At 37.1% G+C, this 18,864-nt stretch carries 18 protein-coding genes; 7 read left to right on the plus strand and 11 right to left on the minus strand.

What is annotated here, in order from left to right:
- Positions 1–93 precede the first annotated feature (93 nt).
- Genes GFO_RS13155 through GFO_RS13165 form a run of 3 tightly spaced genes read left to right on the plus strand, consistent with a single transcriptional unit; the run spans position 94 to position 1,997 of the window.
- Positions 94–516, plus strand: a complete 423-nt coding sequence (locus tag GFO_RS13155) for a VOC family protein (RefSeq protein ID WP_041250137.1) — start codon at positions 94–96, stop codon at positions 514–516.
- Positions 517–546: 30 nt separating this feature from the next.
- A complete protein-coding gene (locus GFO_RS13160) occupies positions 547–1,566 on the plus strand; it encodes an AI-2E family transporter (RefSeq protein WP_011710650.1) in 1,020 nt (339 codons plus the stop codon).
- A 17-nt stretch (positions 1,567–1,583) separates the two neighbouring features.
- Positions 1,584–1,997, plus strand: coding sequence for a YkvA family protein (locus GFO_RS13165; protein WP_011710651.1), 414 nt, complete (start codon positions 1,584–1,586; stop codon positions 1,995–1,997).
- Between the two features lie 35 nt (positions 1,998–2,032).
- Here GFO_RS13165 and GFO_RS13170 read toward each other — a convergent pair whose 3' ends face one another.
- The 4 genes from GFO_RS13170 to argS form a co-directional block, all read right to left on the minus strand.
- Complete coding sequence (locus GFO_RS13170; protein ID WP_011710652.1) at positions 2,033–2,932, minus strand: bifunctional 5,10-methylenetetrahydrofolate dehydrogenase/5,10-methenyltetrahydrofolate cyclohydrolase; 900 nt, start codon at positions 2,930–2,932, stop codon at positions 2,033–2,035.
- Between the two features lie 38 nt (positions 2,933–2,970).
- Positions 2,971–3,342 (minus strand): four helix bundle protein, encoded by a 372-nt coding sequence (locus tag GFO_RS13175; RefSeq protein ID WP_011710653.1) that lies wholly within the window; start codon positions 3,340–3,342, stop codon positions 2,971–2,973.
- Positions 3,343–3,389: 47 nt separating this feature from the next.
- Positions 3,390–4,718: a signal recognition particle protein gene (ffh, locus tag GFO_RS13180; protein WP_011710654.1), complete on the minus strand. Its 1,329-nt coding sequence runs from the start codon at positions 4,716–4,718 to the stop codon at positions 3,390–3,392.
- 292 nt (positions 4,719–5,010) lie between these two features.
- Complete coding sequence (argS, locus tag GFO_RS13185) at positions 5,011–6,789, minus strand: arginine--tRNA ligase (protein WP_041250387.1); 1,779 nt, start codon at positions 6,787–6,789, stop codon at positions 5,011–5,013.
- Positions 6,790–7,248: 459 nt separating this feature from the next.
- Here argS and GFO_RS13190 point away from each other — a divergent pair, with 459 nt between their 5' ends.
- Both GFO_RS13190 and GFO_RS13195 read left to right on the plus strand, forming a co-directional pair.
- The gene (locus tag GFO_RS13190) at positions 7,249–7,677 is read left to right on the plus strand and encodes a hypothetical protein (protein ID WP_011710657.1); all 429 of its coding nucleotides are present in this window, start codon (positions 7,249–7,251) and stop codon (positions 7,675–7,677) included.
- 105 nt (positions 7,678–7,782) lie between these two features.
- Positions 7,783–8,409: a MarC family protein gene (locus GFO_RS13195; RefSeq protein ID WP_011710658.1), complete on the plus strand. Its 627-nt coding sequence runs from the start codon at positions 7,783–7,785 to the stop codon at positions 8,407–8,409.
- A 4-nt stretch (positions 8,410–8,413) separates the two neighbouring features.
- On the opposite strand, the gene GFO_RS13200 is transcribed toward GFO_RS13195, so the two are convergent.
- On the minus strand, positions 8,414–8,617 hold the full coding sequence (locus GFO_RS13200; RefSeq protein WP_011710659.1) for a hypothetical protein: 204 nt from the start codon (positions 8,615–8,617) through the stop codon (positions 8,414–8,416).
- A gap of 70 nt (positions 8,618–8,687) precedes the next feature.
- Between GFO_RS13200 and GFO_RS13205 the strand changes: the two genes are divergently transcribed.
- Together GFO_RS13205 and GFO_RS13210 are read left to right on the plus strand one after the other, a co-directional pair.
- Positions 8,688–10,124, plus strand: coding sequence for an SDR family oxidoreductase (locus GFO_RS13205; RefSeq protein WP_011710660.1), 1,437 nt, complete (start codon positions 8,688–8,690; stop codon positions 10,122–10,124).
- Positions 10,125–10,149: 25 nt separating this feature from the next.
- Entirely contained in the window at positions 10,150–11,652 is a 1,503-nt protein-coding gene (locus GFO_RS13210; protein ID WP_011710661.1) for a BCCT family transporter, read from the plus strand.
- Here the strand turns inward: GFO_RS13210 and ctlX are convergent.
- The 6 genes from ctlX to GFO_RS13240 all read right to left on the minus strand — a co-directional run bounded on the left by ctlX (position 11,649) and on the right by GFO_RS13240 (position 18,851).
- The gene (gene ctlX, locus GFO_RS13215; RefSeq protein ID WP_041250138.1) at positions 11,649–12,572 is read right to left on the minus strand and encodes a citrulline utilization hydrolase CtlX; all 924 of its coding nucleotides are present in this window, start codon (positions 12,570–12,572) and stop codon (positions 11,649–11,651) included. The two genes, GFO_RS13210 and ctlX, sit on opposite strands and share 4 nt — an antisense overlap.
- Before the next feature lie 10 nt (positions 12,573–12,582).
- Positions 12,583–13,494: a dimethylarginine dimethylaminohydrolase family protein gene (locus GFO_RS13220; RefSeq protein WP_011710663.1), complete on the minus strand. Its 912-nt coding sequence runs from the start codon at positions 13,492–13,494 to the stop codon at positions 12,583–12,585.
- 85 nt (positions 13,495–13,579) lie between these two features.
- Entirely contained in the window at positions 13,580–14,863 is a 1,284-nt protein-coding gene (locus GFO_RS13225; RefSeq protein ID WP_011710664.1) for a citrate synthase, read from the minus strand.
- A gap of 270 nt (positions 14,864–15,133) precedes the next feature.
- The gene (locus GFO_RS13230; RefSeq protein ID WP_011710665.1) at positions 15,134–16,675 is read right to left on the minus strand and encodes a glycogen synthase; all 1,542 of its coding nucleotides are present in this window, start codon (positions 16,673–16,675) and stop codon (positions 15,134–15,136) included.
- 158 nt (positions 16,676–16,833) lie between these two features.
- Positions 16,834–18,123, minus strand: a complete 1,290-nt coding sequence (gene eno / locus GFO_RS13235; RefSeq protein ID WP_011710666.1) for a phosphopyruvate hydratase — start codon at positions 18,121–18,123, stop codon at positions 16,834–16,836.
- 134 nt (positions 18,124–18,257) lie between these two features.
- The gene (locus tag GFO_RS13240; protein ID WP_041250139.1) at positions 18,258–18,851 is read right to left on the minus strand and encodes a hypothetical protein; all 594 of its coding nucleotides are present in this window, start codon (positions 18,849–18,851) and stop codon (positions 18,258–18,260) included.
- Positions 18,852–18,864 lie beyond the last annotated feature (13 nt).

An 18,864-nucleotide genomic window follows, 5' to 3' on the forward strand; every position in this document is an offset into this window, starting at 1 on the left:
GCTACTATTAGATATATCTTCATAGTTCTTTTTAATTTTAGATTCCTGAATAAGATCTATTATCTTATCTTTAATAGAATTAATATTTAAAGAATGAAAGTACAGCCATTTCACCTCGCCATCCCTGTTTCTGATCTTCAAAAATGTAGAAAATTCTACAAGGAGACTCTGGGCTGTGGGGAAGGACGAATCAGTGATCACTGGGTAGATTTTAACTTTTTTGGTCATCAATTAGTGATTCATTATCAGGATCCACAAGAGACCAAAGCTTCAACCTCAAATCCCGTAGATGGAAAAGATGTACCAGTACCACATTTTGGAGTTGTACTTCAATGGGAGGTATTTCAAGAATTTGCGAAGTTACTAAAGAGCAAAAATGTTGATTTTGTAATAGAACCCTATATTAGATTTGAAGGAAAACCAGGAGAACAAGCGACCATGTTCTTTAAGGATCCCTGCGGGAATGCCCTGGAATTTAAAGCCTTCAAAAATATGGATCAGCTTTTTGCTAAATAATAGCAAAAGAAAAAACAAACCAACCAAAATATGGATAGACTTAAACCGTCCTTAGTGCGACAGATATTTGTTCTGTTGCTCATACTTTTCTTAACGGTTTTAATTGTACGGGAAACACTACCTTATCTTTCGGGTGTTTTAGGAGCTGTCACACTATATGTAATCCTAAAAAGCTGGATGAAAAAGCTTGTAAACAGAGGGTGGAGACCTCCGTTGGCTGCTTCACTTTTAATGGCTGGCTCCTTTGTTGGAATTTTGATTCCCGTTACGCTTATTGCTATTATGCTTACTTCCAAGATTGGCAAAGCTGTCGCAAATTCAGAACGGGTACTTAAAGCGCTTAAAGATCAATTAAATAATATTGAAGCAGAAATAGGGTTCAGCATTAGCTCCAGTATAGACACTTCTTCTATTACCAATTGGGTTTCTTCAAACCTGCAAAACCTTGCCGGTGGTACATTTAATGCCTTTATAGCTATTGGTATCATGTATTTCATGCTTTACTATATGCTAACAAACCGGGAGTCTTTAAGGGACTCCATGATCACCTATATCCCATTAGGGAAAGATAATCTTAGAATCATAGGAGAAGAAAGCAATCAACTGGTAAAGTCCAATGCACTGGGAATACCGCTGGTTGCCCTGGTGCAGGGAATTATTGCCCTGATTGGTTTTTTGATATTTGGCGTTCCAGATCCCTTCTTCTGGTTCGTTATAACCGCCATAGGATCTATGATCCCATTTATAGGGACTGCTATAGGGATTCTACCCGCATGTATTCTGTTGTTTGCCCAGGGAAACGATTTTCAGGCAATATCGCTGCTTATTTATGGATTCGTGGTAGTAGGATCTACAGATAATATTATTAGATTATATGTATTAGAAAAACTTGCAAGCGTCCATCCATTAATTACGCTTTTTGGAGTGATCGTCGGAGTTCCACTATTCGGTTTTATTGGTCTCATTTTCGGGCCGTTATTAGTATCCCTTTTTCTTTTAATCCTAAAGATCTATAAAAAAGAATACGGAAACTCACACCATAGATTATAAATTAAAATTACTGAGATATGTTCGGAAAAAAGAAAAAAGAAATAAATGAAGACTACGTAAAAACAGAAGTTGCCAAGATTAATGATGATGATGTTAACATTGCTATGGACAACCAGGAAGAAGTTGATAGAAAGATCAATAACTCAGGGATGCTTCAAAAGTATAGCGAACTAGCTAAAGTAATGTATGGGATGCTAAAAGATTATAGAAAAGGAGTTTATAACAAAGTGCCATGGTTTACGATTGCTACCATTGCTTTCTCTTTTCTGTATATTTTAAATCCATTAGATATTATTCCAGATTTTGTACCTGGGCTGGGATACATTGATGACATGGCGGTAGTTACCTTTGGCTTAAGATTTATACAGTCTGACATTCATAATTATCTGGACTGGAAATTGGAACAAGGCGATACTACCGATCCTATTTAAAATAAAAAGGGAGCTAAATACAACTCCCTTTTTTCCTATTTTTTAGCATCAACAGCTCTTTTATGATGTCGCTCTCTGGCTAGAAGCGTGTTTTTCAACAACATCGAAACGGTCATGGGCCCTACTCCACCGGGCACAGGTGTGATAAACGACGCACGTTTACTTACATTTTCAAAATCAACATCTCCTTTAATCACATAACCTCGTTCGGCATGATCGTCTGGAACCCTTGTAATTCCAACATCGATGATCACTGCATCATCCTTGATCATTTCACCTTTAAGAAAATCTGGAATACCCACGGCAATAATTATAATATCTGCCTGTGAAGTTACCTGGGTAATATTCTTTGTGAATTCGTGAGTTAACGTCACTGTAGAATTCCCCGGGAATCCGCTTCTTCCCATTAAAATACTCATAGGTCTCCCAACAATATAACTTCTACCAATAACAACCGTATGCTTGCCTTTTGTCGGAATATCATAACGCTCTAAAAGTTCTAATATTCCAAAAGGGGTAGCCGGAATGAAACTCGTCATATCCAACGCCATTTTCCCGAAATTTGTAGGATGGAATCCATCTACATCTTTATCAGGATCTACGGCATTCAATACTTTCTGGGTATTTATCTGGGGGGGTAAAGGAAGCTGAACAATAAATCCGTCTATATCGTCATTTTCGTTGAGCTCTTCGATCTTATCCAGCAGTTCCAGCTCACTCACCGTATGTGGAAGTCTGAAAAGTGAGGATTCAAAACCTACTCTTTCGCAGGCTTTAACTTTGGAATTCACATAAGTCATACTCGCACCGTCCTTACCTACAATAATTGCGGCAAGATGCGGTACTTTCTCTCCCCGTTTCTTAATTTTGGTAACCTCCCCAGCAATTTCATCTTTTATATCATTACTGATCTTTTTACCATCGAGAATAGTCATATTTTTTTCAGTATTCAGTTGGCAGTTGCAGTTGGCAGTTATTGCACCTTAACTCCAAATTTGCCAGGATTATTTATCATATAATTTAAAATCTTTCCTACTTCTTCACTTTTCAGATTCGACTCCTCAAATTCAAGCTTCGTAAGATATCCACACTCTTTTGCAAAATGCAACCAGCTCTGGGTCTCTGCATTTTCTGAATCACTATCAGTTAATTTGCTTTTGAAATGATTGGGATAATTCCTTTTTCGATATGCTTCTGCTATATTAGAACAAACCGACCTGGAACTTCTACGAATCTGGTCCGTTAAACTATAAGTTTCTTCTTTTGGAAACTTTTTTGAAATTTCGAAAATCTTCATGGCTAACTCAAATGCTATCACATAAGCCTTTAAAGATTTAAAATCCATATTTTTATTCTTACTCCTTACTGCTACTGTTCACTGGACACTAAAAATTATTGCATCCCCTTCATCATTTGCATCATTTTTCGGCCACCGCCACCTTGCATCATCTTCATCATTTTACCCATCTGGTTGAATTGCTTCAAAAGCTGATTCACTTCCTGAACCGTAGTCCCGGAACCTTTGGCAATTCTTTTCTTTCTGCTCGCATTGATCACCTTTGGCTCGCTTCTTTCTTCCGGAGTCATAGAATGGATAATGGCTTCAATACCTTTAAAAGCATCGTCATCAATATCAACATCCTTTAGCATCTTTCCTGCTCCCGGGATCATTCCCATAAGATCTTTCATAGATCCCATTTTCTTGATCTGCTGAAGCTGATTCAGAAAATCATCAAAACCAAATGCGTTCTTTGCAATTTTTTTCTGAAGCTTTCTCGCTTCCTCTTCATCATACTGCTCCTGGGCTCTCTCTACAAGGGAAACAACATCCCCCATCCCCAGAATCCTGTCGGCCATACGCGAAGGATAAAAAATATCAATCGCATCCATCTTTTCACCGGTACCGATGAACTTGATAGGTTTATTTACAACAGATTTAATTGAGATTGCCGCACCACCACGAGTATCACCATCTAATTTTGTAAGGATCACCCCGTCAAAATTCAGCCTTTCGTTGAAGGTTTTGGCTGTATTCACCGCATCCTGACCAGTCATAGAATCCACTACAAATAGTGTTTCCTGTGGTTGGATTGCCTCATGAATATTTGAGATCTCGGTCATCATCGCCTCATCTACTGCAAGTCGACCCGCGGTATCAATAATCACCACATTGTGACCATTTTCTTTGGCATAGGCAATTGCATCTTTAGAGATCGCAACCGGATCCTGATTTCCTTCATCAGAATACACCTCAACACCCACCTGTTCCCCAACTACATGAAGCTGGTTGATCGCTGCAGGACGGTATACATCACAGGCTACCAATAAAGGTTTTTTTGTTTTCTTGTTTTTTAGAAAATTTGCGAGTTTACCAGAAAACGTTGTTTTACCACTACCCTGTAAGCCAGACATTAAAATCACAGAAGGATCTCCAGAAAGATTAATTCCTTCAGCTTCTCCACCCATCAATTCGGTAAGCTCATCTTTAACAAGCTTTACCATCAACTGTCCCGGCTTAAGGGTAGTCAATACGTCCTGACCAAGAGCCCTTTCTTTTACCGTATTGGTAAATTCTTTGGCTATTTTGTAGTTAACATCGGCATCAACCAAAGCACGGCGAACCTCTTTGAGGCTTTCCGCAACGTTTATCTCTGTAATCTGCCCATGCCCTTTCAGGACGTGAAAGGCACTATCTAACTTATCGCTTAAATTATCAAACATAATCTTTCCTGTGATTTTATTCTATGGCTGCTATGCAGCGAATTGCAAATTTAATGATTTGAAGCTGAAACAGAAAGTTCAATATTAAAATTTCATCCTTCGACTGCGCTCAGGATGACAATCGTATTTCTTAACGCCTTAAAATGCTTTTCAGTTTAGATGCTGAAACAAGTTCAGCATGACGAAATGTTTCACTTCGTACTTCCTCTTTTATTTACTTTCTTCCGAAGACTTCCGCAGATTCTTTTCTCCCTTCACTCTTCACTTCTCACTCTTCACTTCTAACTTCAGCTTACATTCTCTCCGGAACCTCGATCCCAAGTAGCTTAAACCCTGATTTTATAACGTTTGCTACTAATCCTGACAATTGTACTCTGAAAACTTTTTCAGCTTCATCATCAATACCCAAAATCTGAACATTTTGATAAAAGGAATTGAAAGATTTCACCAGTTCATAGGTGTAATTAGCGATTAGTGCAGGCGAATGATTTTCTGCCGCTAAAGCAATGGTCTCTGGAAATAATTGAACCTGCTTGATCAATTCTTTCTCTTTTTCATGAAAACTAAACTCTTTCGATAGCTCTGCTGAAGTATCAAATTCAGCTTTTCTTAGAATTGACTGGATCCTTGCATAAGTATATTGAATAAACGGCCCCGTATTTCCCTGAAAATCGACCGATTCTTCAGGATTAAAAAGGATTCGTTTTTTAGGGTCTACCTTTAAAATGTAATATTTCAAAGCTCCAAGCCCAATAATTCTGTATAGTTCTTCTTTTTCGGTTTCAGAATAGCCATCAAGCTTCCCTAATTCCTCTGAAATATTTTTAGCAGTTTCAGCCATTTCCCTAATAAGATCATCAGCATCAACTACCGTACCTTCACGACTTTTCATCTTCCCGCTAGGAAGATCCACCATTCCGTAACTTAGGTGATACAAGGCATCTGCCCAATCGTAACCAAGTTTTTTCAGAATAAGGAAAAGCACTTTAAAATGATATTCCTGTTCGTTCCCAACGGTATATACCATCTGGTTGATATCAAAATCTGCAAATCTCTGAATGGCAGTTCCAATATCCTGGGTCATATAAACCGCTGTTCCGTCACTTCTTAGAACGATCTTTTCATCCAGCCCCTCGTCACTAAGATCAATCCAGACACTTCCATCATCTTTTTTATAAAAAACTCCGTCTTCCAGGCCTTTCTGAATATTATCCTTACCTAATATATAAGTTTCGCTTTCGTAATAATTCTTGTCAAAATCGACCCCGAGAGCATCATAGGTTTTCTCGAATCCGTCATAAACCCATTGGTTCATGGTAGACCAAAGTTTCACTACTTCCAGATCGTTCGCTTCCCATTTTCTCAGCATTTCCTGAGCTTCTACAAAAATTGGAGCCTGAGCCTTTGCTTCCTCTTCGCTCTTTCCTTCTTCCTTTAGCTGAGCTATTTCCTTCTTATATTCCTGATCAAATTTTACGTAGTAATTCCCAACCAGTTTATCGCCTTTTAGACCGGTAGATTGCGGAGTTTCTTCATTTCCAAATTTCTGCCAGGCGACCATAGATTTACAAATATGTATTCCACGGTCATTGATCACCTGCACCTTATAAACTTCATTTCCGGCCGCTTTTAAAATTTCAGAAACTGAATATCCTAAGAGGTTGTTTCTAATATGACCAAGATGCAACGGCTTATTGGTATTAGGTGAAGAATATTCCACCATAATTCCGCTGGCGTCGCTTTGTGGCAAAAGAATCCCGAAATCTTCTCTATCCTTAACATCATTAAAGAAATTGATGTAATATTGGTCACTGATCACGATATTCAGAAAACCCTGAATTACATTAAAACTGGCAACTTCTTCAACCTCATCTTCCAGATACTTCCCAATTTTTTCAGCTAATTGCGCAGGACTGGTTCTGAGCTGTTTTAGCATCGGAAAAACCACCAAAGTGATATCGCCTTCAAAATCTTTACGGGTAGGCTGAAATTCGATGTTTTCAGGTTCAACCTCATAATGCTTCTTGACGGCCTCGTTTACTTTTGATGCAAGAATTTGTTCAATATTCATTTTCCTATGCTTTTTAGCGTATTTCCAATAATTTAAGTGTGCAAAGATAAAATAAAAAATTTCTAAAGGCATAGTATTATAGACAGCCGACATCAGGATTTAAAAGAATATTATCCCTCATATTTGCCTTTATTACTTTTTTTCTATTGATGAAAAAAGTAACCAAAAAAATCTAGGCTTACACAAGTTGATTTAAATTTATCGTTCACCACCTAAATTTTAGGAACTCGCTATAAAAATTCTCGTGAGTAGAATGAGTTGGCAAGCTCAAACAGCCTAAAATTCTACGGTAGTTTCACTTCAAATTTTACTATAAACTTTCGATAGGCCATAATAAATTACCCAAATCTTGAAACTGATCATTTAAATTAGTGAAATAATTATCATTGGTAAGATCAGGTAATAAAGCATATCTCGAAGTCATTTAAAATTCAAATCCTTATATTTAGGAAAAAAGAAATGCTAATTAATATTTCCTATAACCGCCCGGCCATTTCAGAAAAAATAAATACAGAAGTGGGTAAGCCTTTCACGTTGATGCAAAGGGTAAAATTAAAAGGCAGCGGATCCCCAAAACTGCAAATTACCTCCACAAGTATAGACATTCACAATCTCCTTATTCTGGATAACAACGCCAATATTTGCAATGTAGAAATGAGAAATAGTGGCATTATTGTGATGTTTAGATCGCTATTAGAAACCTACGCTCTGGTAATTCCATATTATAAATTGAACCTTTACAAAGGCAAAGCTGAAGAATACAGCATCTATAAGGATCATCATTTTATCAAGGTAAAGGCTGATACCCCGGGAATTCATAAGTTTTTCAAAAAGATTATTGATTATAAGAATGACAATGCGCCAACTCAAATTGAAGATCTTCGGTAATACTCAGTTTACATTCTTCAATTTTCAAGTGTTTTGTTTAACCTAAAATTGATTTCATTTTAATTTTTCAGAAGAAAAGCTGATGCAATTTTGCTGAAAAAATTAATGGAGCTATTTATTTATATTTTCGCAGCACTCTTCTCGGTTATAAATCCGCTAGGAACGGTCCCGATCTTTGTTGGACTCACCAAAGAAGATTCAAAAGCCGAAAGATCAAAAACGTCCATTTTAACGGTGATCAATATCTTTGTTATTCTGCTTATTAGCTTTTTTACCGGCAGGTATATTCTAAATTTCTTCGGAATAAGTCTAGACTCCCTAAGAATCGCGGGCGGACTTATCATAACAACTTCGGGATTTGCCTTGCTTACAGGTTCTTTTTCAAAACATAAAGGAATGGATAAGCCAAAAGTAAAGGAAGATGCTTTTCAAAGGGATGGTGTTTCGCTTACACCGCTGGCAATCCCAATGCTTGCAGGACCTGGATCAATTTCATTTCTTATCGGACTTTACCAGGAATATGAATCATGGAATGATAAATTAATTGCTGTAATGGCAATTTTTAGTGTTTGCCTGGCAACTTTATTAGTGCTAAGAAGTTCGCATTATATTGTAAATATACTTGGAGCATCCGGAATCAACGCAATATCAAGGATTATCGGGTTTATTGTAATCGCTATTGGTGTGGAATATATAAGTTCATCTGTCATAAACTTATTAAGTAGTGTTTAATAAATTACCTTTTCCTAAAAGCTAATCCTCCAACTAAAGAAAGTATTCCAAATACGATCATAGCATAAGACTGGGTGTTATCGCCATGAGCTTCAACCTGCAAAGGCCCTGCATCTATTGAAAATTCAGGTGTAATGAGCTGATACGCTCCATAACCAACCAATCCTATTCCAATGATCAAAAGGACAAATTTAAGCACGTTATTCATTTAATAAAGTTTTATTAATCTGAAGTGAAAGTAATAATTTAATCTCTAATTTGATGTTCAAATTCTTCAAATGCGCATATTACTTACCGGGGCCAATGGATACATAGGTATGAGGCTTTTGCCACAATTGCTTGAACAGGGACATGAAGTAGTTTGTGCAGTTCGAAACCGAAGCAGGTTTACCTCCAATGAAGAACTCAAAGAGAAAGTTGAAATTGTAGAAATAGATTTTCTTAAGGATTCAACAGCAGCGGAAAAGATTAAAAATATCGATGTTGCTTATTACCTCATCCATTCAATGACGGGTTCCACCAAAGATTTTGACAAACAGGAAGCCCAGGCTGCAGAGAATTTTAATAAAATGATGGCTGAAACTTCCGTAAATCAGGTGATCTACCTTAGCGGTATCATTAACGAAGAAGAGTTATCTAAACATTTAAAATCCAGAAAAGCTGTTGAAGAAATTCTTTACAAAGGAAATTTCAATGTCACCGTTTTAAGAGCGGCTATTATTGTAGGTTCAGGAAGTTCTTCGTTTGAGATCATTCGTGATCTTTGTGAAAAACTCCCCGCTATGATCACTCCAAAATGGGTGAAAACAAAATCCCAACCTATTGCTATCCGGAATATTATTCAGTATTTGACCGGAGTTATTGGTCTTGAAGAATGTTATAACGAATCTTTTGATGTTGGCGGTCCAGATGTTATCACCTATCAGGAAATGATGGAACAATATGCTGAAGTTCGAGGCTTAAAACTCTGGATCGTTGGAGTACCATTTATGTCCCCAAAACTAAGTTCCTACTGGTTGTATTTTGTAACCTCCACTTCTTACCGACTTGCGCAAAATCTTGTAGATAGTATGGCTATTGAAGTTATCACCAAAGATACACGTCTTCAGGAAATCCTTAATATTGAACTCATTCAGTATAAAGAAGCCATTAAAATGGCATTTCATAAAATTGAACAAAATGAGGTGATCTCCAGCTGGAAAGATTCCCTTAGTAGCGGGAGGTTCAGAAAAGAACTGAATAAGTATGTTCAGATTCCGAAATACGGGTGTCTGCAGGATAAAAAATCCATAGAAGTTGAAGATCCCGAGGAAGCCCTGGAAAGAGTATGGGCAATTGGTGGACTAAATGGTTGGTATTACGGAAACTGGCTTTGGAAAGTACGTGGTTACATGGATAAACTTTTTGGTGGAGTTGGCCTTCGCAGAGGGAGAACCCACCCAAACAGGATCAATGCCGGAGATTCACTTGATTTCTGGAGAGTTCTCCTGGCCGATAAAGAGGAAAAAAGATTACTGTTATTTGCTGAAATGAAAGTTCCCGGGGAAGCATGGCTGGAATTTAAAATAGATGAAGACAATGTACTTCACCAAAATGCTACTTTTAGACCTAAGGGTTTACTTGGGCGGGCTTACTGGTATTCTATGTATCCGTTTCATTATTTCATATTTGAGGGTATGATCAATAGAATTGCGAAGGGGATTAAAAAAGATTAGTTTTATGAACTAAGAACCACCCAACTTGAAGTCAAATTTCAACGCACTATTTAAGAATAAAGTCTTTTTGATCTCTGCGATCATTCTTATTCTTAGCTCTATCCTCATTTTCGTATTTACGAATCAGTTTTATAATAGCATCGAAGAACTCTCCCTTTGGGTAAGGGAATACTTCGGAACTTTTTATCTCTGGCTGGGATTAGGCTGTGTTATTTTCCTTCTCATTATTGCATTCTCTAAATTCGGAAGAATAAGACTGGGCACTTCTGCGCCAGAATTCGATAGATTATCATGGATCGCAATGCTTTATTCTGCAGGAATGGGAGCCGGTATTCTTCTAAGAGCAGTACAGGAGCCAGTATTCATGTTTCTAAACAATCCCATTCAAACCGGAGAAACTGCGGAAATTATTTCTTTAGAGTACACCTTTTATCAGTGGGGATTTACAGCCTGGGCATTTTACGGGCTTTTTGCACTCGTTATTGGCTATTCCATTTTTGTAGAGAAGGCAGATGTGAGATTGAGTTCTGGATTTTCAGAATTTAAGAAAATTCGGCTACTACCGCCAGCTATTGATATTCTCACCATACTAACGACGGTAATCGGACTTGTGGCGGCGATTGGTTTAGGGACTACCCAAATTGAAGGTGGATTGAGTCATATGGAATCCAGAGAACCAGGTTCATTATTGCAAAATATGGCACTGGTATTTCTTATTTGTTCCCTAGCCTTCATGTCTGCATGGGCTGGAGTAAACAAAGGCATAAAAAGAATTTCCAACTGGAATATTTATGTAGCGCTCTTACTAATGCTTTTTGTGTTTTTAACCGGGGATATTTCTGAAATATTACTGAATTTCTTCAATTCCCTCTATCATTATATTATTGATTTTATTCCTCTAAGTCTGGCAATAGGAGACTACGATCCCGGAGTGAAGTTTCTTACTGACTGGACCTATTATTACTGGGCATTCTGGTTAGCCTGGGCCCCTTTTACAGGAATATTTATCGCTCGTATTTCAAAAGGAAGAACCATCCGTGAGATGATATTGGGCGTTTTACTCATCCCTTCTTTAGGAAGTTTTTTCTGGTTTAGCGTTTTTGGCACCTCGGCATTTGAGTTAATTGAAAGCTGGAATTCTTATAACAATGAATTTGGAAATGTCTTCACCTCCATGTTCGTGTTTTTTGAGGCTTATCCTTTACCTGTTATTACAAGTATTATGGTGATCGTTTTACTTATCAGTTTTCTGGTTACTTCGGTGGATTCTGCAATCTTCGTTCTAAGTATGTTTACCGATAAAGGTAATCCTGAACCGAAAAGAAAATACCGCCTTCTCTGGGCGGTATTGATCCTTATATTTTGTGAAGCGATTATTGTTCTAGGTCAGGTTAAACCTGATGCTGATGTTTTAACCGCTATGCAGAAATTCTTAATTATAAGCTCTTTGCCGTTTGCTATTTTAAGCGTGATAATTATCCTGCTTTTCAGCATTAAACTTTTTAGAAGAAGATCAGAAAAAATCTAAGCTTCTGGCAGGAACACCTCGGCCATCATGCATCTTGCACTACCGCCACCGCAGGTTTCTATCGTTTGAATTTCAGAACTTAAAATTTCGCAATGTTTCTCAATTCTTGAAATCTGATCATCAGTAAGACTTCTGTGAGCTCTGGCGCTCATCACAAGATATTTCTTTTCTGAACCCTGAACCTGAAGCATATTCCCGGCAAACTCATGCATCTGCTCTTCACTGATGGAAATAATCTCCTTGTTATCCATTTTAAGATGCTTTACAACATTCTTACGTTCCTTTTTATCATCTATAGTATCCAAACAAATAACCGCAAATTCTTCGGCGACGCACATCATGACATTGGTATGATAAATAGGAAGCCTTTTATTTTCAACACTTTGATATGCATTGAAAATAACCGGTGTAAATTCAAAATCCTCACAAAATTCGATCAATAAATCTTCATCTGCTCTTGGAGAAATAGCACAGTAAGCCTTTTGATGTTCTCTATCTAAAATAAGACTCCCTGTTCCTTCTAAAAAAACATCATCTTCTTCTGCAATTGTATAATCTACAATTTCCTTAATTTTTAAGCCTGCATCTTCCAGTTCAGCAAAATATTGAAGTCGGCGTTCTTTTCTTCTATTTTCAGCAAACATTGGATATAGCGCAATTTTTCCGTCTTCATGAAAAGAGACCCAATTATTTGGAAATATTGAATCTGGTGTATCATCTTCAGGAACATCATTTACTACCACCACATTTACTCCAACCGATCTTAGTTTCTCCACAAAAATATCGAACTCCTGTGTGGCCAGCTCATTTATGTCATCTCCTTCAATTTCGGTCTGGAAATAATTATTTACCGCGGTTTGTTCATTCATTCTAAAACCAACCGGTCTTACCATCAATATCGTATCTGTAATCTGCTTCATCATAAAAAATTTAATCCCTAATTAAAGGTAAAGTAGAACATCGTAATAAACCTTCCTGTTTGGAAATTTCAGCGTAAGGCACTTCTTCAACAGTGATTCCCTGTTCTCTAAGCCATGAATTTAATCTGGTAAATCCTTTTTCAGAAATTACCACATCTTCAGAAATTGAGAAAATATTAGAATTCATCTGGTACATTTCATCACGAGTGATCTCGTACACATTATCTCTTCCGAAGAAATTTATAAGCCATTCATATTCCTCTTCAATTAAAAAACCACCTTTATATAGGATAGCCTTATTTTTTCCTACAGGTTGAAAACAACAATCCAGGTGCAACGCATTATCTTTTGCTATGGTATTAGATTTTTTCAGGCTAAAGGAAACAACCTTCTTTTCGGGAAAGATCTTTTCTAAAGCTTCTACTGCCTGCCAGTTAGTTCTGGCGGTTATAAAATCTTTATAATCTTTTCCTTTGTAGGTGCCAACAAAAATATAATCCCCGTAAGGCATTACATCACCACCTTCAATATGTGCTTCTTCAGGCAAGGTGATAATCTTGGCAGGATCTATTTTTTTAAGAACATGTTCAATAGCATCAATCTCCTGATCACGGTCTGGAAGTATATTTGATTTTATAAACTTATCATCTATCACAAACGCGATATCGCGAGTAAAGATCTGATTATAATTCTCAATTACCTTAGGTCTGAATACCTCAACTTCATATTTTTCAAAAACAGCAGCCACCGCTTCCATTTCTTTAATCATATCTTCTTCTTCAGGATAGGTCCCGGCCTTAATATGCTCTTGAGACTTTGGATCGTATGCCTCTTCTAATGTAGGAATAGGACCATTACTTTCGGCTGTTCCCAGCACCACAGTTCTAAGTCTTGAAGTTTCGTTGCTTATATGCAATTTCATTGCTAAAATTTTGACAAATATAAAAAAGCTTCATCCGTTGATGAAGCTTTTTTAATTAATTCATTTTTGATAAGAATATGGAATCTTATCTATTTCCAAGTGGCTTAAAATCTCTGTGATTTTCACCAATATAAATCTGACGTGGACGACCGATTGGTTCCTTTTTTAATCTCATTTCTCTCCATTGAGCGATCCAGCCCGGAAGTCTACCTAATGCAAACATTACCGTGAACATTTCTACAGGAATTCCCAGTGCACGATAGATAATTCCCGAATAGAAATCTACGTTTGGATATAATTTCCTTTTTACGAAATAATCATCTTCTAATGCTTCTTTCTCCAATCCCTTTGCAATATCAAGCACAGGGTCTTCAACTCCTAACTGACTAAGAACTTCATCAGCAGATTTCTTAATGATCTTAGCTCTAGGGTCAAAGTTTTTGTAAACACGGTGACCAAAGCCCATTAAACGGAAAGGATCTTCTTTATCCTTCGCCTTCTGCATGAACTTGTGAGTATCTCCACCATCTTCCTTAATTTTTTCAAGCATTTCAATTACTGCCTGGTTAGCTCCACCGTGAAGTGGCCCCCAAAGCGCAGAAATACCTGCAGAAAGTGATGCAAATAATCCAGCATGAGAAGAACCTACCATTCTTACCGTTGACGTAGAACAATTCTGCTCATGATCTGCATGAAGAATCAATAATTTATCTAAAGCATCAATCACAGTTTTATCTACGCTATAGGTTTTATTTGGTTTTTCGAACATCATTTTATGCAGATTCTCTACATAACCAAGAGACTCATCACCATAATTAAGCGGAAGGCTATTTTTCTTTCTCAACGTCCAAGCAGCAAGTACCGGGAATTTCCCGAGAATCTTAACGATTGCCTTATACATCTCTTCTTCTGAAGAAACATCTACTGAAGATGGGTTAAAAGCGATCAAAGCACTTGTTAACGATGAAAGAACTCCCATTGGATGTGCTGATTTCGGAAATCCATCAAGGATCTTCTTCATTTCCTCATCTACATGAGATTGTTCTTTAATATCTGTAGTAAACTTCTCAAGTTGTTGCTTATTTGGTAATTCTCCGAAAATCAATAGATATACCACTTCAAGAAAATCAGCTTTTTCTGCAAGATCTTCAATTGCATAACCACGATATCTTAAAATACCTTTCTCACCGTCCAAAAATGTGATAGCACTCTCACAGCTTCCAGTATTTTTAAATCCTGGGTCTAAAGTTATGATTCCTGCTTCTCCACGTAGTTGTTTAATATCTACGCCTATTTCATCTTCGGTTCCCTTAGTAACGGGAAACTCATATTTTTTTCCGTCAAATTCGAGTGTCGCTGTTTTAGACATATTATATATAATTCTTTTAGATTAATTTTTAAGGATTGCTAAATTACGAAATTTAGTGTTAAAATAATTTTAAGGCTAGTAACGAAATTTCATAAATAGTCCGATTTTATTCAGTTTTCATGAAATTTAACTATAGACAACCAAAAACTTAGGCTTGTTTTAATAATAAAGGCTTAAATATGGAAAAAATGCAGGTTTCAATATTAAGTTTTTATGAGACAATAAAGAATGTCATTAACCGCAAACAGATCTAATACAACATTGCTAACTTCAAATCTTATAAAGTTCTTTATAGTATCTATTTACCGATTTTTCCCATGTAAATCTCTCTTGCTTCGCATTCACGCATATTTTTTGCCATGTCTCCTTATCATTAAAAAAGAGATCTACTGCTTCTGAGAATACATCTACAAAATTTTTGGTTTTTTCTTCTATATTCTTCCCATCAAAACTAAAACCAGTCTTCTTATGTACAACAGTATCCTTTAATCCACCTGTATGATGAACCAGGCACGGCTGCGCATTTCTCATTGCGAGCATCTGACTAATTCCGCAGGGCTCAAACTGACTGGGCATTAGGTACAAATCAGACTCTTGATATAACATATCTATAATACTATCAGACTGTGCATTTATAAATATAAAGTTCTTGTATTTATAGCTAGCCTCTCTAAAGATTGATTCATATTCTGGTGCACCGGTTCCAAGAAGGATATATATTCCATTAACCTCGGTGAGTTTTTCCATTAATCCAGCCAGTAGATCAGGATTTTCTTTGAAGAAGAAAAATTTCTGTTCTGTTAAGCGTGCAACACTGGCACAAATAAAATCCGGGTTGTGCTCTTGCCATCGAGTGATTTTTTCTCCTGTATGTGCCAGATAATGTGCTTTATAATCTTTATTATCTTCTTGCAACCAGCGAAAAAGTCTTCGAACACATTGTCTTAATAAAATACCTTTTTCTACCTCATTAATATTTGAGTAGTTGGCTCCATTTAAGATTCCGAATAAACGCTTTTCCTTTTTTGCTTTTTTAAGATCTTCTTCCAGACCTTCACCTCCAATAAAATGGGGCGGATGACTCGGCTTCTGAATATCTTCTTTGTAAGATGGCGATACGGTATGTACTGCATCTGCCAATCTAATCCCCACCGCCATAAGATTAATACAATCCGGATAGCGACGATCGTATAATTTTTCCCGATCATATTCTAAATCCGGAAAGAATGCATCTACAGAAGAGTAATTATTACTGAAAGGTCTTATTCCCTGTATGGCCAGATTATGAATTGAATACACAAACCTGATATCTTTTAATACACTAAATTTTGGATTAAATTCTTTCAAAAATAATAGCATGCTTGTATGCCAGTCATGAAGGTGAATGATATCTATTTTTCCAAATATTTCTTCCCGGATAGCCGCGGCAACACCTGTACAAAACAGTGAAAAAACATTGGCGTCTGTAAAAAAAGGTTGATCGGGATCATTAAAATAAATATGGGCGATATCCCCGGCTTTTATATCTGGATGATGAAATACATAATGTTTTATTCCGGCAATCTGTTTTTTCCCCTGAACCTGGTACACTTCTCCATTATGAGGTACTCCCCGGAAAACAAAATTCACGTCGGCAATCTTTCTAGCTTCAGAAATATGTAAACGTGAATATGAAGGCGTGATTACATTTACGATATCGCCCTTTGCCGCTATCTGTCTCGGTACGTCACGAACAACATCACCCATTCCACCAGCTTTACAGCGTGGAATTCCATCGTTTTCAGCAGCGACAAATAGAAAATTGGTCTTCAAAGATTTTGGTTAGTTAAGTAATTGAATTTAATCATAAAACTACGACTCTCACAGCGAAATTGATTAAATGATTGTTAATAAAATAGATAATCGAAAATAATTAAACAAAAAAAAGCCCCTTCTTCCGAAGAGGCTTTTTAATGTATCTATAAAAAATACTACTTTATTTTGAATGCTTTATCCTGAGGATAGAAGGCTACATCTCCAAGTTCTTCCTCAATTCTTAACAATTGATTGTATTTAGCCATACGATCACTACGGGAAGCAGAACCTGTTTTAATCTGGCCAGTATTCAATGCCACCGCAAGATCTGCAATCGTATTATCTTCAGTTTCTCCAGATCTGTGTGACATTACAGAAGTGTACCCGGCATTATGAGCCATATTTACCGCAGCAATAGTTTCAGTTAACGTTCCAATCTGATTTACTTTGATCAAAATAGAATTTGCAATACTTTCTTTAATTCCTCTTCCCAAACGCTCCACATTGGTTACGAAAAGGTCATCACCAACCAACTGAACTTTATCCCCGATTTTATCGGTAACTGCTTTCCAACCTTCCCAGTCATTTTCATCCATTCCATCTTCAATAGAGATAATTGGATATTTTGAAGCAAGTTCTGCAAGGTAATCTGCCTGTTCTTCGCTCGTTCTTACTTTCCCTTTATCTCCTTCAAATTTGGTATAATCGTATTTCCCGTCTACAAAAAATTCAGCTGCAGCACAATCTAAAGCGATCATCACTTCTTTCCCTGGCTTATAACCCGCTTTTTCTATAGCTTTCAGAATAGTATCTAAAGCATCTTCAGTTCCATCAAGGGTTGGGGCAAAACCACCTTCATCCCCAACAGCTGTACTTAAACCGCGATCGTGTAGTACATTCTTTAAATTATGAAAAATTTCAGTTCCCATTTTCAAAGCATGGGAAAAGCTATCTGCCATTACCGGCATGATCATAAATTCCTGAAACGCGATAGGCGCATCACTGTGAGAACCTCCATTAATGATATTCATCATAGGCACCGGAAGTGTATTTGCACTCACTCCACCTACATATCTGTAAAGAGGCATATTTAATTCGTTCGCAGCTGCTTTGGCTACAGCAAGAGAAACCCCAAGAATGGCGTTAGCCCCTAATTTAGATTTGTTTGGAGTTCCATCAAGATCTATCATTGTCTGGTCTATCAGGTTTTGTTCAAATACTGAAAATCCCAATAAATGATCTGCGATCTCTCCATTTACATTATCAACAGCTTTCTGAACTCCCTTTCCCATAAAATCCTTACCTCCGTCACGAAGCTCAACAGCCTCATGTTCTCCCGTGGAAGCTCCTGAAGGAACCGCTGCACGGCCCATAATTCCATTTTCTGTATATACATCTACTTCTACAGTAGGGTTTCCTCTTGAATCAAAAATCTGACGTGCGTGAATATCTAAAATAGCGCTCATTTTCTTATTTTATTAGTTAGTTGAACAATCTGCAAGATACAAAGACAAGTATAAAAAATCGACTGAGACTGTTAGTTTTAAAGCATTTATAACATTAAAACATACTAAAACGTTTTCGGTTTATGAAGTTTTTATCATAATGCTGAAAAGAGGTCATAATACACACGTATTCCTAAACCAATTCCATCTTTGCTACCTCCTCCAGACGTAAAATCGTAGTCTGAAAAATCAAGAGACTCTATACCTTCTTTAGAATTTAACCTGGTGTACTTCAAATAAAAGGCAAACCAGAGATGATCAACATTCACTAATTGCCCTTCTATTCCTGCTGCAAAACTCCAATAGTTCTGATCTTTTGAATACTTCTGCTTCTCTTCCAGCTCGTATCTCTCATTTCCATTATATAGAAAGTAGTTCCCTTTTGCATAGAGCTTTCCAAAATTATACTCCGGAATAAGAACTAGCGCAGCCTCCTCATTCCCAAATTTTAATTTTGGGGCAAGACTTATAGAAAAAGAAGTAAATGAAGCTTTGTATAAAGCACCAGGAATGGCATTTGGATCCGGACTATCATTAAATTCCCTTTCAGGCAATATTCCAGCACTAAAATTCAACCCTACTTCAGGTGCAAAAAATTCCCATTGATAAACCTGACTTCCAAAGTTTACATTATAAAAAGCATCATTCTCAAATCCTGTATGCCGATAATATTCAAAGCCCCCATACAACACCGGGTGCTTT

The organism is Christiangramia forsetii KT0803 (genome assembly GCF_000060345.1).
Classification (GTDB): Bacteria; Bacteroidota; Bacteroidia; order Flavobacteriales; family Flavobacteriaceae; genus Christiangramia; species Christiangramia forsetii.